The organism is Wenzhouxiangella sp. XN201, assembly GCF_011008905.1.
In the GTDB taxonomy this organism is placed as follows: domain Bacteria; phylum Pseudomonadota; class Gammaproteobacteria; order Xanthomonadales; family Wenzhouxiangellaceae; genus Wenzhouxiangella.
The window spans coordinates 1,507,475-1,523,955 of the sequence record NZ_JAAIVI010000017.1 but is presented as its reverse complement, the minus strand read 5'-3'; the positions used below and the strand labels follow the sequence as shown (position 1 = coordinate 1,523,955).

Here is a 16,481-nt window from a genome sequence, read left to right as displayed (position 1 = left end):
GGTTAGCATGAAAGCATCTCTCATGAGGTGCTTGCAGCCACGTCATGCCCTTTTCCCGCATCCTGGTTCCACTCGACGGTTCGGATTATGCCGAGCAGGCGCTGGTGCATGCCGGACGGATGGCGCGAGCGTTTTCCAGTCGGGTGTTCCTCTTGCGGGTGCTGCAAGAGCGGCCTGATACGGACGGGGAGCACTGTGCGGGCAGTGTCGACTGGCGGCTGCGCAAGGCCGAGGCGCAGCGATACCTGCAGAAGTTGATCGGCGATGAGCGCCTGGCCGGGGCACCGACCGAGATCGAAGTGCTGGACGGGCGTCCGGCCGATGCGATTGCACAGTTCATCGAACATCATGAGATCCGCCTGGTGGTGTTGTCTGCCTGGGGCGCCGGGGGTGCTTTCGGTCTGCCTTACGGTGGCACCGTGCACAAGGTGCTGGCCAGTACGCGCATTCCCTACCTGATCGTTCGCGGCCAGGCCGACGAGGCGAAACCCGGCGAGCCCTATCGTCATGTCATGGTGTCGCTGGATGGCTCCCAACCGGCGGAGGTGGCCTTGCACGTGGCCAGCGCGTTGGATGCCGGTGGCGGCACGACGATCGAGCTTCTGCACCTGGTCAGCGAACCCCTGATGCCACGGCGCCGACCGCTGACGGCCCACGAGCATTCACTCAAGTCAGAACTGCTCGAGTGTAATCGACGTGTTGCCGCCGGCTATCTCGAGGAGTTGCGTGATCGCCTGGGATCCCATCACGAAATCCGAACCCGTCTCGAGGCCTCTACACGGCCGGTGGAGACCATTGCCGAGGTCTGCCAGCAGGATCATCCCGACTTGCTGGTGCTGGCCGTACACCACGGCGAGGGCAGTAGCGGCTGGAGCAGCGAGGCCGTGCGCCAGGTATTGCTGACTCGCATTACCACGCCCGTTCTCGCGCTGCAGGACGGCATGCGGGTGGGGCAGGAATTGCTGCAGGGCGGCGACTGAGAGGCCGGTCGTGTCGAGCTCCCAGCCGACCGGCAGCCCGGAGATTGACCATCAGTCGCTGCAACATGCCCTGTATACGCTGGCGCGAAACGGACGTTTAAGAAAGTCCGATGGCCGGCGGTTCCGTCGGCAGCTGGATCGACAGCGCAAGCGGCTGAGCGGACTTTACACGAATCTCGATGTCCTCCTGGCCGGCCGTCGCTATGCCTCGCGCGGCGAGGAATGGCTGCTCGACAACCGGCATGTGATCGAGGATGCGCTCGCCGGAGTCAAGCGTGACCTCCCCAAAGCCTATGTACAAAGCCTGCCCGGGGTCGAAGACAAGGGCGAGCCCTCCGTTCCCGCGGTCGAGGCCCTGGCCGCCATCCTGGTGCAGCAGGGCGGCCAGCCTGTCGACCCGGCCTGGATGGAGCACGCCATCGATCTCTATCAGTCGGAGCGATCCCTGAGCATCGGCGAGCTCTGGGCCCTGCCGGCTTTCGTGATCCTGGCCGAAACCCGCCAGCTGATCGAAGCCGGTGAGGTTCTGGTCGAGCAGGTGCGGGCCGGGCGCGAGGAGGAGAGCGGCCTGGTCGAACGAATTGCCAGCGGCGTCATCAGCCTGCGAACGCTGTCGGCGCATGACTGGCGCCTGAGCTTCGAACGGTTGAGTGCGGTCGAGCGCCTGCTTCGTGACGATCCTTCCGGTGCCTATCCGCAAATGGATTTCGAGTCCCGTGACCGCTACCGGCGCGTGGTGGAAGAACTCGCGCGCAGCAGCCGACTCGACGAGGTGACTATTGCCGATCACTGCCTGTCCCTGGCACGCGCCTCGCCGCAAGATGCCCGTCATGGTCATGTTGGCTACTGGCTGGTCGGCGGTGGACGGCGGCAGACCGAACAGAAGATCGGCTATCGGCCACGTCCGGGACGGCGCTTCCTGGACTTCGCCCGGCGCCGGCCCGGGTCGGTCTACTTCATGCTGGTATTTGCACTGGCCGGCGCGGCTCTTGCGCTTCCGACCGTCTATCTCAGTCATCATCAGGCCTCTGTAGCGCTGTCGGCCGCATTCCTTGTGTTGCTGCTTGTGCCAGCCCTCGGCCTGGCCGTGACTCTCGCCAACGGGCTATTGACCCGCCTGGTGCCGCCGCGCACGCTGGCGCGCCTGGACTTCGAGTCAGGCATTCCGGCCCCATACCGCAGCGCGGTCGCTGTACCGGTGATATTTTCCGGCCCCGAGGATGTCGCCCCTGTCTTCGAGCACCTGGAAGTCAATTTCCTCGCCAATGATGATCCGGAGCTGGTGTGGGTCGTACTGGGCGACCTGCACGATGCCGACGAGGCCACGCTGGACTCGGACCGGACCATCCTGCGAAGGGCCCGGCTGCAGATCGAGCGCCTGGCGAAGCAATACCCCCAAGCCGATTTTCTGTTCCTGTGCCGCTCGCGAGAATTCAACGAGCGGGAAGGCTGCTGGATGGGGCGCGAGCGCAAGCGCGGCAAGCTGATGGCCTTCAATCGGCTGCTGGCCGGTCACGAAGATTCAGGTTTTGTCGAGGCCTTCGGCGAGCGCGAACGACTCGACGACGTGCGTTACGTGATCACGCTGGACGCCGACACCCGCCTGCCGCCGGGGGGCGCCAGACGGCTGGTGGGCACGCTGGCCCATCCACTCAGCCGCGCTGTCTACAGTGGCGACGGCCGCTCACTGAAGGCCGGCTACGGCATCATCCAGCCACGTGTCGAGATCGATCCGGACACCACGCGCAACAACGCCTTCACGCGCGCCTTTTCCGGCGACACGACTGTTGATCTCTACACCCACGCCAGCTCGGATGTCTACCAGGATCTATTCGGCGAAGGCATCTTCGCCGGCAAGGGCATCTACGATTGGCGTGCTATCGAGGCGACGCTGGAAGGGCGCATCCCCGACAACAGTTTGCTCAGTCACGACCTGCTCGAGGGCATCTTTGCCCGCGTCGGCCTGGCTACCGACATCGTGCTCATGGAGCAGTTCCCGCCCAGTGTGACCGCCTGGACACGCCGGCAGCATCGCTGGGTACGCGGCGATTGGCAGCTCCTGCCCTGGCTCGGCCACAGCCCGCGGGGCACTGACGGCGAGCGGCATCGCAACCGGCTCTCTCTCGTCCACCGGTGGATGATTGTCGACAACCTGCGCCGCAGCTTGCAGCCGCCGGTCTCGCTGCTGCTGATCCTGATCGGTTTCAGCGGCATCCTGCCTGGCAATGACCTGCTGTGGTCGCTGGTCTTTCTCCTCCTGCTGGCCGCGGGTTTGTTGAGCGAACTGCTTGGTTCGGCCAGCCACCTGCTGGCCGCACCGCGAGCGGCCGTCCTGAGACTGCGACCCACGCTGCACGGATTGCGATTGCAGGCCCAGCACTGGCTGTTAAGCCTGGTTCTGCTGCCGTACCAGAGCCTGGTGATCGGCGATGCCGTCGTCCGCACACTGGTCCGACTATTTATCACCCACCGACACCTGCTCGAATGGACCACGGCTGCCCATGTCCACCGGAGCCTCGGCCAGGCCCGCAAGAGCCTGTGGCGTGAGCTGTGGCCCTGTCCACTATTGGGCGCGGCCGTGCTCGCGGGCGTGAGCCTGTCACAGCCCGTATTGTTGCTCGTGGCCGCGCCATTGGCGTCCGCCTGGCTGGCCGCACCCGCAATCGTTCAGCGCGTGGAGAGAGAACGCCGGCGCAAGTTCGAGCGCCCGCATCCCGACGCCGAGCGACTGCTGCGGCGCATCGCCCGGCGCACCTGGTTGTTCTTCGATCACTTTGTCGGGCCCGATACTCACTGGCTGCCGCCCGACAACTATCAGGACGATCCCAGGGTCGCGCTGGCGGCGCGCACCTCGCCGACCAATATGGGCATGGCACTGAATTCAGCCCTGGTCGCCCACGACTTCGGCTGGATCGACCCACACACGCTTACCGCCTGGCTGCGCAACAGCATGGAAGGCATGGCGCAACTGGAGCGCTATCGGGGTCACTGGTTCAACTGGTACGAGATTGACGATCTCGAACGGCTTCCGCCGGCCTACGTCTCCACCGTCGACAGCGGCAACCTGGCGGTCGCCCTGGTCACGCTGGCGCGTTCACTCGACGAAATCAGAAGCAAGCCGCTGGCCCTGACGCAACTGGCGCGTGGCCTGGCCGACACTCTCGACTTGATCGAACGAACTGCGCGCCCGCTGGCCAAACAGTCGCCGCGAGATCACGCGTTGGCGAAATGGCTCGATCGTATCGATGGGCAGTACCGCCAGGCGCTGGCAGCCAGTCCCGGCAAATGTTGCGAGCTCCTCGACAAGTGGCACGAATACCAGCTCGACGAACTGGCCGAGGCCATCATCGAATTGGCCGAGGACCAGACCCTCGACGTCAGCGCCGACCTCATCGCCGAACTGCGAACCTGGCTGACACAATTGATCGGGCAGGTACGCCAGGCCCGACGTGCGATCAAGTCCCTGCAGCCCTGGCTACCCGAGCTGCCTGCGCTCAAGAAACATGCCGAAGACAGCGGCAGCCGGCCGCTGGCGCAACTGGCCAGGTTGATGGAGACCGGATGGTGTCCGCAAGCGCATGTGACCCAGTGCCGACGCGCCGAACGTCTGATGAATGCCGCACGATGTGATGGGGCAGGGCTTCCGGCACCCCTGGCCAAGCGTATGCAACACCACCTCGAGCAGGCCCGCGAGGCCAATCAGCATCTGGCCGAAGACTGTGCGGACCTGGCCCGGCTGGCCGAGTGCTGGGTGACCGAAATGGACTTCGGGTTTCTCTACGACGCCGAGCGGCATCAGTTTCGCATCGGCTTCGACGTCGACAACGCGGCACTCGACTCCGGCTGCTACGACCTGCTGGCCTCCGAGGCCCGCCTGACCAGCCTGTTGGCCATATCGCGCGGCCAGGTCCCGATGCGCCACTGGTTGCACCTGGGTCGACCCTTTCGACGCTACGGCGGACGCCGCCTGTTGATGTCCTGGGGCGCGACCCTGTTCGAATACCTGATGCCCCGACTCTACTGTCCGACGCCGGTGACCGGGCTGCTGGAGACGGCCAGCGTCAATGCCATCGATCTGCACCGGGATTTCGCCGACGCGCATGGCGGCATTCCATGGGGTGTTTCGGAGTCGGCCTACTACCAGCTCAATGAAGAACGCCACTATGCCTATCGCAGCTTCGGCGTACCCGGCCTGGGTTTCCGCCGCGACCTGGGTGAGCGACTGGTGGTGGCACCGTATGCCAGCGTGATGGCATTGCCTTACCGCCCGGCTGCTGTAATCGATAACCTCGAAAAGCTAGCCGGAATGCACGCCATCGGTCTGTTCGGCTGTTACGAGGCCGTCGACTTCGGGCGCCGCACCAGTGACAAGCCGCGCCGAGCCCGGGTGGTCAGGGCCTGGATGAGTCATCACCAGGGCATGATCCTTGCCGCCATCGACAACTACCTCAACAATGACATCATGGCGCGGCGCTTCATGGCTGACCGGCATATTGCCGGCGTCTCGATGCTGCTGCACGAACGCCTGCCTCGGACCAGTCCCGAGCTGGCAATCCGCATGCGCCTTCAGCCCGAACGCACCCTGGCTGTTGCCGCTAGCCCGGTGGAATGGACGGTCGCACCCCGGGACTCGACAGCAGCGCGCTATTGCCTGTTGTCGAATGGCACTCTCAGCACCACCCTTGACGCTTGCGGCGGCGGTGGCAGCTGGTGGCAGGGCATTGCCATCAACCGCTGGCAGGCAGATATCACGACCCGGCGAGACGTGTCGCGGGTCTATATCGCCGAACCCGACGAAGACCGACTGTTCACGGTTGCGGCCGATCCAGCCTCGTGGGACGAAGTCGGCGAGACCCAGATCGTACAGGCGCCTCACCGGGTCGAATTCCGGCGCCGGCGTCATGCGCTGCTCTGCCGGCTGGACGTCGCCATTGCCGGCCAACACGACGTCGAGGCGCGTCGGCTGGTCATCAACAACGAGTCGGGAACGCCCCGGCGCCTGGTCATCGCCAGTTTTTCCGAGCTGGCCATGGCGCCGGCGCGGGATTTCGAGCGGCATCCGGCCTTTGCCCGCCTGTTCGTCGAAAGCGAATGCCTGCCAAACGACCGGACCCTGGTGTTCCGGCGTCGGCCACGAAGCGACGAGGAGATGTCGCTCTACGTCGGCCATGCACTCATTCCACCGCCGGGTTTGACCGCCCGTTTCGGCTGGGAGACCGACCGCGATCGCTTTGTCGGTCGCGGCGGAAACCTGCGGCGGCCGGCAGGCTTGGCAGACGGTCTCGAGAGCTTGAGCGGAACGACCGGCGCGGTGATCAATCCCTCCAGCACGATGGCGCTGGAGATCACGATCGAGCCCTACGGTCGCATCGAGATCGGCCTGCTGACGGCTGCGGCCCGCTCGCAGGCGGAACTGATCAGCGCCATGGGCCATTATGGTTCGCCAAGCCGGATCAACTGGTTGTTCGAACAGGCTCGCATGCAGACCGCGCTCGAACTGCATCACTTGCAGATGCCGCCCGGCGAGGTGCAGTTCGCCATGCTGTTGATGTCGGCCATGCTCGAACCGCAGCCGGAATGGCGGTGGATGGGCGAGCGGCCCGACGAGGCGCTGCAGTCGTTGCTGTGGTCGCGCGGCATCTCCGGGGACTGGCCCATCATCGCCGGGCTGGTGAACAACCGCGGCAACCTCGAACAGATCGAACGACTGGTCCGGGCGCACACCCTGATTTCCGGGCGGCAGTTGCGATCGGACCTGCTGCTGATCGACGAAACGGCCGGCGGCTACGAGCAGACCGGCCGGGACCGGCTGCAGGAATTGGTCGAGTCCGTGCGCTCCCGGACCCAGCGGGTGCTGCTCGGCCAGGTCACGGTGATCCCCGGGCGCGAACTCTCCGCCGACCAGCGCCGTGCGTTGCTGGCTGCGGCCAGCGTGGTCCTGGATCTCGACCGGCCCGATTTGCACAGCCAGCTGCTGGCGCCCAGGCCCGCCCGGCTGCCACCGCTGGTACCGTCACGCGACGCCCAGGAGGTCGATCAGACGCTCCAGCCGCTGGCGCGACCCGATGACCTGGTCCACGACAACGGCATCGGCAGTTTCAGCGCCGACGGTCGTGAGTACGTCATTCACCTCGAGCCGGGACAGTTCACGCCGGCACCCTGGTCCAACGTGTTGGCCAACCCCGATTTCGGCACGCTGGTGACCGAATCCGGCAGCAGCTTCACCTGGGCGGGCAACAGCAGCGAGTACCGCCTGACCGCCTGGCCCGACGATCCGGTCACCGATCCTTCCGGTGAGGTCATCTACCTGCGCGACGAAGAGACCGGACGCGTCTGGACGCCCACGCCGGGTCCCCGACCTGGGCCGGGCGCCTGCCAGGTCTACCACGGGATCGGCTACAGCCGTTTCCTGCGCCATGACAGTGGCCTCGAACAGGAACTGGCTCTCCACGTCGATAAAACCGATGCAGTCAAGATCTGTCGGCTGGCCCTGACGAACCACTGCGACTGGACGCGCCGGATTACCGCTACGTGCTACCTCGAATGGGTACTGGGTAACCGCCGCGGCGACACCGCGCTGCATCTCGACTGCGAGCTGGATCTCGAGCATCATGCGCTGCTGGCGAGCAATGGCTATGAGCGCTTCGCCGGACGGGGCCATGCCTTCGTCGCCAGCGATCAACCGGTGCATGGGTTCACCACCGACCGCAGGGAGTTCCTGGGGCAGGGCGGCAGTATTGATCAGCCCGCCGCCCTCTGGCGCATCGGCCTGAGTGGTTCACTGGCGGCGGGCTGCGATCCCTGCGCTGCGCTTCAGGTCCACCTCGATTTGCCGCCCGGCGAGACGCGTGTCGTGCACTTCGTGATCGGACACGGCGCCACGCGTGAGGCGGCCCTGGCCCTGGCCGAGCAATACATCAGTGAGGGGCAGGGCGAGCGTAGCCGAAAGCAAAGTCGCCAGCACTGGGATCAGCTGCTTTCGGGCGTCGAGTTCGAAACGCCGGACGAGTCATTCAACATTCTCTATAACCACTGGCTGCCGTACCAGGCGATTACCTCCAGGCTTTGGGGGCGCACTGGCTACTACCAGTCCAGCGGCGGCTTCGGATTTCGCGATCAGCTACAGGACGTCATGGCCATGACCTGGCTGGCGCCCGAAGCAACCCGGCAACACATCCTGCACGCGGCGTCGCGACAGTTTCGGGAAGGCGACGTTCTGCACTGGTGGCACGAGTCGCCGTTGCGCGGAGTCAGAACGCGCTGCTCCGACGACTTGCTGTGGCTGCCCTTCGTGACGGCGCATTATGTCGAGGCCACGGGCGACCACGGCATCCTGGACGAGGAATTGGCCTGGCTCGATGGCGCGCCGCTGGCCTCGGGTGAGGCCGAACGCTATGCCGAGTTCGCCCAGAGCGGGCACCGGGCCAGCCTGTTCGAACATTGCTGCCGGGCCATCGACCGGGCCAGCACGGTCGGCCCGCACGGGCTGCCGGTGATCGGCAGCGGCGACTGGAACGACGGTCTCAACCGTGTCAGTACCACCGGGCGTGGCGAAAGCGTCTGGTTGGCCTGGTTCCTGGTGCGGGTGCTCAGGGAGTTCGCCCCGATCTGCGAATCCCGCGGCGAGACCGAAAGTGCCGCGCAATATCGGCAACTGGCCGAACTGCTTGTCGGGCGGGTGGCGATCCATGCCTGGGACGGAGACTGGTACCTGCGCGCCTGGTTCGACGATGGCCTGGCACTGGGCTCGAAAGACAGCGAGGAATGCCGTATCGACCTGATCGCTCAGGCCTGGTCGGTTCTCGGGCCCGAACAGCCGCCCGAGCAAGCCGCCGGTGCCATGATGGCCGCCCTGGAGCAACTGGTCGACGACGACGCCCGCCTGATCCTGTTGCTGAGGCCGCCATTCAATCGCATCCAGCATGATCCGGGCTACATCCGCGGCTACCCGCCCGGCATTCGTGAAAATGGCGCGCAGTACACGCACGCCGCCACCTGGGCGCTGTGGGCGGCGGCCCGCCTGGGATGGCCGGATCAGGTCGAACGGCTGTTGGGAATTCTCGACCCGGTCAAGCAAAGTTCGACCGAGGCCGATTGCCGACATTACCGCCTGGAGCCTTATGTCCTGTCGGGCGATATCTACAGTCAGGGCGAGAACCGTGGCCGGGGCGGGTGGAGCTGGTATACCGGAGCGGCGGCATGGGCCTGGCGAGGGGCCGTGGAAGCCGTATTCGGACTGCGCCGGCTGGGCGATCAGTTGCGTATCGACCCCTGCCTGCCGCCCGCCTGGGATCGCTGCCGCGTCACGCTCAGGACCGGCGCTTCAACCTATGTCGTGGAGTACCGGCAGTTTTCTTCAGCGCCTGAGCAAGCACAAACAGGCATTGAAATGGACGGGCGGTCCATCGAGGGCAATATGATCGACTTCGTCGACGACGGCGACGCCCATCACGTTGTCGTGGTCATCAAGCGCTTTCAGCAGCCGAGGCCTGTATGAAACGAGAAAAGGCCGAAGGAAAGTGATGTAACGTATTGAAAAGCCAATATTCAGTGGAAGATAGGATCTAAGGCTTCCGGATCTGCTTGATTTGGGCTCTGGGCGATAACTTTACATAATATACATTATGCGAACTAAAGGATTGCTACCTGGGGGGTGCATTCAAGCCACCAGGCGATCCGTCTCCTTCTTGACTACGCCGTAGCACTCGCAGCTGAGTTGTTCCAGCTTCCAACGGTCAAGTACGGTGATCCGCCTGCGCTGGTATTTGATGACACCCAGACTTGCCAATTTGCGGGCCGATTCGGTTACCCCTTCCCGGCGCACGCCCAGCATGTTCGAGATCTGTTCCTGCGTCATGGTCAGTTCGTTGGTCGGCAGTCGGTCCAGGCAAAGCAGCAGCCAGCGGGCCAGTTGTTGGTCGACGCGGTGATGCCGGTTACACGCCGCCGTCTGGCCCATCTGGGTGATCAGGGCCTGGGTGTAGCGCAGCATCAGCATGCGCAAGATGGCATCGTTGCGGAATTCGCGCTTGAGGTCGGCGGCGTTCATTCGGTAGGCCGTGCCGGCAACCTGCACAACGGCCTGACTGTTTGTGCTTTCTCCGCCCATGAGCGCCGCGACGCCCAGAATGCCGTCGCGGCCCACGACCGAAATTTCGGTGGAATGGCCGTCGTAAATGACGTAGAGCAGAGAAATAATGCAATCAGCCGGGAAATAGACGTACTCCTCTACTTGACCAGCGGCGTAGATTTCACTGCCCGCCGGCAGCTCGATCGCGCGCAACAGCGGGAAAATCCGATCTTTTGTCCGTTGAGGAAAAAGAGTGAGTAAGTGATTTCGTTCCGGGCCGGTCTGCATAGCCCTTCTCCTGATCCGGATCAATGATACGGAGAGATCGGCCCCCATTTGCCAATCACCCACTTCATGCTAGTTAGCAGGATCGCTTGAGTCCTTGATCAAGGTCAAGAACTCGTTCGAATTATGAACCGCTTGTTGCAACTTCGTCGGCGCCAACCACCGCCCTGGTCGGATACGTGAGCAGATAAAGCAACTTAGAGTCGAGCCCACGATGTATACCGGGCTTGCATGGCGAAGTCATGGATGACGATCTCGTCCTGGATTCGCCGCGTTGCTGGCCGGCGTTCCGGGCGCGAGCATGAGGGCGGGAATATCTTCGCCGGCCTGCGGGCGCTCGAAGTGATAGCCCTGGACCAGGTCGAAGCCGATCTGGCGACCGATTTCGAGTTGTTCGGCGGTTTCGATGCCTTCAGCGATGGTGGTCAATTCCATTGCATTGGCCAGGCCGACAATGGCGCGGGTCAGGCGCTGGCTCGATTCTTCGGGCCCGAGCTTGGCGACGAGCGTCTGGTCGATCTTCAGGATGTCGACCGGGAAGCGATCCAGGTAGGACAGTGACGAGTAGCCTGTGCCGAAGTCGTCAACGGCGAGCCTGATTCCGAGCTTCCGCAGCTGGTAGAGCTGGAAACTGGAGCCGTCCAACGCCAGCGCGGATTCGGTCAGTTCCAGAATCAGCAGCTCGGGTGGCAGCTCATGGCGCGCCAGCACCTCTTCGATCACCCGAGCGAGTTCCGGGCGATCCATGTCGCGTGCAGACAGGTTGACGGCAATCTGCCAGGGTTCACAGCCTTTGGAGTGGGCGAGCCGTCGCCACTCGGCGGCCTGTCGGCAGGCTTCCTCGAGCACGAAATCGCTGATGGCGTGAATCAGGTCGGTCTCTTCGGCCACACTCATGAACTCATCCGGCGCAATCATGCCCAGTGTGGGGTGAATCCAGCGGATCAGCGCCTCGACGCCGACATGCCGCCCCTGCGCAATCGAGTGGATGGGCTGGTAGACCAGGTGGAATTCGCGTTGATGAATGGCCGAACGGATGCGATGTTCGATGCTCAGGCGCCGCACTTCCTCGGCCAGCGGGTGCCGAATCAGTGGCGAGAGCAGCCATCCGGAGACCTGTCCGATCAGGATGAAGAAACCGGCCCGGGACAACCACTGCACCAACTCCTGGGGTCGGCCGGTTTCGACATCGGCCGGCGTGAGCGGCCCGGCGATCACGCCGGCCATGCAGGCAACGATCAGGGCCGCCAGCGGCCCGAACCGGGTCGCCGCGAACAGAATCGGCAGGTAGTACCAATGCGGTGCGAGAACTTCGGCACCGCCGGTGACATAGCTCAGCAGCCACGAGACAAGCAGGCCGATGAAGATCAGGCTCAGGGACGCTCGGCGCGACAGGCCGACGGAAGCTCTAAGCGCGCGGTAAGCGAGGATCTCCTCGCGCATTCTGCCAATGTCTGCGCGCGATGCATGATCGTGCTTGGTCACGATCACCCTCCTTTTTCTTATTGTCAGTCGATCCGGCCTGCCCCTTCCCAAGAATTCAGCCGGATCAAAGTCACATTAGCACATCATCTTGCCGGGAGTCTTTCAGGATGTCTGCCTGACTCGTTTCCTGGCTTTTGCTACCGGCGTTAACCAGCCCTGGCCGACAAGCTCACCGGCGGTCAGTGGCCGTGCAAAGTAATAGCCCTGGGCGTAGTCGCATCCGACCTGGCCCAGCCATTCCAGTGAGTCGGAATCTTCTACGCCTTCTGCAACGACACGGAGATTCAATTCGTGACCGAGCCGCACGATGGATTGAACGATTGTCCGGCTCTGTTCGGAACTCATCACATCGATCACGAATGCGCGGTCGATCTTGAGTTCGCTGACCGGAAGCAGCTTGAGATGACTGAGTGATGAAAAGCCTGTGCCGAAATCGTCGACGGAGATCTCCACGCCCAGGCGTGCGATTTCCTCGAGTTGATCGGCGGTATCCTCCACGTGTTCCATCATCATGCTTTCGGTGATTTCGACCTTGAGCATGGAGGGCGGTACGTCGAATTCCTTTGTGGCTTCCTGCAACACGCTGGCAAAGCCACCGCCGCGTAGCTGACGCATCGAGACGTTGACGGCAACGCGAAAGTCGGCTGGGTGGCCGGCTCGAAGCCACTCGGAGATCTGGCGGCAGCATGCACGGATGGTCCAGGCGCCGATATCCACGATCAGACCGCTCTGTTCGGCGATCGGAATGAATCGGTCCGGGGGAATGAATTCGCCCTCCCCCGTCTGCCATCGTAAAAGAACCTCGAGGGCTCGCACCCGGCCGCTTTCAATCGCAATCAACGGCTGGAAGCGAAGACTGAATTCATCCTGCTCCAGCGCTGACTTCAGACGTGCTTCGATTGCCAGATGTTGCCGTGCCGCTTCGTCCATGCCGCGCTGGTAAAGCTGCGAGCGCGGTGGTTCGCTCCTTTTCTTCGCCTGATGAAGCGCAATATCGGCGCAGCTCAAGAGATCCGTAGCAGACAATGATGAGGTTTCGGTGTCGTGGATCGCGGCTCCGACACTCGCGGTCATGACGACACCGGGCTGCAGGTATTCCATGCGTTCCCCGACAATGCGGTTGATCAGCAGGCAACGATCCTTCAGCCATTGTTCTGGCTCTACGCCCTCCTCCAGGTTGGTCAGCCAGACGAATTCGTCCGAGCCGGTTCGGGCCAGAAAATCGCCCTCCTCGAGTGCATCCTCGAAACGGCGTGCGAGCAACTGCAGTACGCGATCGCCGATCGCATGTCCGAATGAATCGTTGATCCTCTGGAACCGATCCAGGTTGATCTGCAGTACCGCCAGCGGCTTCTCCGGCCGGGCCTTGCGCATGTGTCTGGCCAGCGCTTCGAGCAGCGCCCCGCGGTTGGGCAGTTGCGTGAGTTGATCGGACTGGGCATGGCGCAGGGCCATCTGGTGATTCGCTTCGGCCAATGAATGGGCCTGCTGCAACTCGTCACTGATGCGCCGTTCTTCGGCCAAACGTCGCTGCTGGCGCAGATGGTAAGCCAGCAACAAGGCAAGCCCGATGATGAGGTAGCCCGTATAGGCCAGGTTGGTGCGCCACCAGGGGGGCAAGATGCTCAGATCGAGGGTTGCGGGTGATTCACTCCAGACACCGTCGTTATTGGCGCCACGCACTTCGAAGCGATATTGCCCCGGGCTCAGGCGGTGGAAGCTGATTCTCCGCAGGCTGCTTGGCGTCCAGGCCTTGCTTCCGCCGACGAGGCGGTATTCGAAGCGATTCTTCTCGGGCTGATGAAAGTCCATGACCGCAAACTCGACGGTGAGATCATTCTCCGCGTAGGGAATCGAGAGAGGCGTGTTCGATCCGAAGTCCTCACGTGCAACACGCTCTCCGCGAACTTCGACGCCGGTGATGGCCACGGTCGGCACATGGTCGTTTCGCCACAATGCTTCCGGCCTGACGATGGCGACGCCGGCCACGCCGCCGAAGTAGAGTTGGCCGTCCCGGGTGACGAGCTCCGCGCCGCCATTGAATTCATTCGAGGGCAGACCATCGGATACGTCGAAAGCCTCGAAAGTCTCCCGGCTCCGATCAAAGCGGGCCAGGCCCTGGGGTGTCGACAGCCAGAGCGCTCCATCGACCCCGGGGAGAATGCCATAGATGGTATTGCTGGGCAGGCCGTCGCTCGTCGTGAATAGCCTGAATTGCTCACGCTCGAGGCGACGGCTTTCGGGCGAGAGGTAGTTCAAACCGTTGAGTGTGCCCACCCAGATTCCGCCGGACTCGTCCACGTGAATGGCGCGCACCATGGAGTGGCTGAGCGAGTCGGGCTGATCGAGCCGGTGCGTCCAGGATTCAACGATGCCCTGCCCTGGCACGTAGCGCATCAGTCCCAGGCCGCCGCCACCCAGCCAGAAGCCCTCCGGCTTTGCCGGCAGCATGACGCGAAAGGGTGTTCCGCCCATCGGCAGACGTTCGCCAGCAGGCAACGCCTCGACAAGTACATGCGAGTGTCGATCGAGACCGTACAGCCCGGATGGCGTCGTGACCCAGATGAGATCGCCGTCGGCCAGGAGATTCCAGATCCGACCGGGCCCCAGGCCCTGCCCGTCCCTGAGGTCTTGCCCAACCGCGGAGAACGCTTCCCGTGCGGGATCGAAACGATAGAGCGTGCCATCCACGCCCCCCAGCCAGATGTAGCCGTCCGCATCCGCCGTGACCGACTGCATCTGGACCGAGGCGATCGAATCGACGGCGGGCTGGAAATGGCTGTAGCGTTGTGTCCGCGGGGAATACGACTCCAGTCCGGCGAGCGTCGCCATCCAGATGCGGCCATCCGCGGTCTGCGTCAGATCCCACACGAATTGGCTGCTCAAGCTGTTGTCGTTGAATGGAATATGCCGCAAGACATCGAAGCGGTTGCGCGCGGGGTTGATCTGGCTGACGCCGCTTCCTGCAGTCCCGATCCAGAGCAGCCCCGAACGATCCTCGTAAAGACTCCAGACATCGTTGGCGGGAATCGATTCGGGGTTGTCGGGGTCGTTTCTATAGACCTCGAACCCTCCGGATTCCGACAAGAACCGGCTCAGCCCGCCTGACTGGTTGGCGACCCAGACCTGGCCTTCGCTATCCTGGAGAATGTCCGTGACCTGATTGCTCGCGAGTGAATCGGAGCGATCGGGGTCAGCGCTAAATCGCACGATATCGCCGCTCGCGGGATCGAGCCGGGCCAAGCCGTCGACCGGCGTTCCGATCCATAATCGCCCCGATGAGTCGACCAGCAGGCTCAGGATCGAACTGGAAGGCAGAGAATCGGATCGCTCGGCCTCATGACGCCAGTGTTCACGCTCGCCGCTTGCGGGGTTCAGGCGGAACAGCCCCTGATTGGTCCCGAGCCAGATTCGCCCTTGGCTGGCCGCGGCCATGCTGCGGACCGCGCCCACCGGGTCGGAATTCGGCCCGACATCGACATTGCGCACAAAGCGATTGTTTTCCGCGTCGTAGCGATGCAGCCCCGTGACCGTCCCGAGGTAGAGCGTACCGTCGGCCGTTTCGAGAAACGCCGACGGTCCCGAGATCAGGCCATCCTGCCCGCCATACAGCTCCGGCGAATAGTGGTCAATTCGTCCGGAATCGGGAGCGATGCGATTGAGCCAACCCTGAAAGCCCGCGACCCAGATATTTCCCTGGCGATCCTCGTACAGCCGGCTGACGTGAACGCCGGTCAGGCTGTCTGCGCGACGCGGGTCGCTGGGGATCGTGCGGAACTCATAGCCGTCGTAAACATCCAGCCCGCCCAGCGTGGCAAACCACATCAGGCCGCGCTGATCCTGGACCATGTCGACGACCGTATTCTGGCTCAGCGCATTGTCCAGCGGCAGCGAGTGGAATTTCACCTCCGCTGACTGTGCGATGCCCGCCTGCAGCCAAAGGAGGCAGCAGAGCCCATGGAACATCGAACGTTTCGATCGTGCCGAGCAGCTCATACCGTCCTTGCACCTCCCTCTTCGACAAGCCTACCGGAATTCCCCCAGATGTAAATAGATTCAAGCACATGCGGGGCGCCAGACACGCGTGCCAGAGGTCACGGGCCGTTTACCCCCGGAAAAGCCTGCGGCTTCATTGACCCGTATCAATGCGCTGTGGCTTGAGCCGGCGTATTCTCAGGATGTGGTGTGGAATCCAGGCAAGGAGGATTCATCATGGCACTTCCCCGCAAACACACACGCAGTAACCCATCCACGACAGGCAACGCCCTGCGCCGCCTGATGTCCATGGCCGACTGGCCGTTCGAGGAGTTCCCGGACGAGGCACTCTTCAGCGAATCCTGGGCCCCGGCCGTTGATCTCAAGGAAAACAAGAAGGGCTACGTCGTCCATGCCGATATCCCCGGCGTCGAGCCCAAGGATATCGATGTCACCCTGGACAAGGGGATTCTGACGATCCGGGGCAGCCGCACGGAGGAAAGTCGCGATGAAGGTGACAATTTTCACCGGATCGAGCGATTCTCCGGGAGCTTTTCCCGTCAGTTCTCGCTGCCCGACGCAGCCGATGACGGCGTTGAAGCAAAAATGAAGGACGGCGTGCTGGAGATTCACATTCCAAAGTCCGAGAAAGCTGTAGCCCGCAAGATTGAAATCAAGGGCTGAGG

6 protein-coding genes are annotated in these 16,481 nt (G+C 63.2%); 3 read left to right on the top strand and 3 right to left on the bottom strand.

Going from position 1 to position 16,481, the window contains the following annotated elements:
* Window positions 1-44 precede the first annotated feature (44 nt).
* The gene (locus G4Y73_RS07320) at window positions 45-980 is read left to right on the top strand and encodes a universal stress protein (RefSeq protein ID WP_164230901.1); all 936 of its coding nucleotides are present in this window, start codon (window positions 45-47) and stop codon (window positions 978-980) included.
* Window positions 981-990: 10 nt separating this feature from the next.
* Complete coding sequence (locus G4Y73_RS07315) at window positions 991-9,477, top strand: glucoamylase family protein (RefSeq protein ID WP_164230900.1); 8,487 nt, start codon at window positions 991-993, stop codon at window positions 9,475-9,477.
* A 162-nt stretch (window positions 9,478-9,639) separates the two neighbouring features.
* On the opposite strand, the gene G4Y73_RS07310 is transcribed toward G4Y73_RS07315, so the two are convergent.
* The 3 genes from G4Y73_RS07310 to G4Y73_RS07300 form a co-directional block, all read right to left on the bottom strand.
* On the bottom strand, window positions 9,640-10,338 hold the full coding sequence (locus G4Y73_RS07310) for a Crp/Fnr family transcriptional regulator (protein ID WP_164230899.1): 699 nt from the start codon (window positions 10,336-10,338) through the stop codon (window positions 9,640-9,642).
* A gap of 237 nt (window positions 10,339-10,575) precedes the next feature.
* Window positions 10,576-11,820, bottom strand: a complete 1,245-nt coding sequence (locus tag G4Y73_RS07305; protein WP_164230898.1) for an EAL domain-containing protein — start codon at window positions 11,818-11,820, stop codon at window positions 10,576-10,578.
* Window positions 11,821-11,922: 102 nt separating this feature from the next.
* Window positions 11,923-15,726: an EAL domain-containing protein gene (locus tag G4Y73_RS07300; protein ID WP_164230897.1), complete on the bottom strand. Its 3,804-nt coding sequence runs from the start codon at window positions 15,724-15,726 to the stop codon at window positions 11,923-11,925.
* 306 nt (window positions 15,727-16,032) lie between these two features.
* Here G4Y73_RS07300 and G4Y73_RS07295 point away from each other — a divergent pair, with 306 nt between their 5' ends.
* Window positions 16,033-16,479 (top strand): Hsp20/alpha crystallin family protein, encoded by a 447-nt coding sequence (locus tag G4Y73_RS07295; protein WP_164230896.1) that lies wholly within the window; start codon window positions 16,033-16,035, stop codon window positions 16,477-16,479.
* Window positions 16,480-16,481 lie beyond the last annotated feature (2 nt).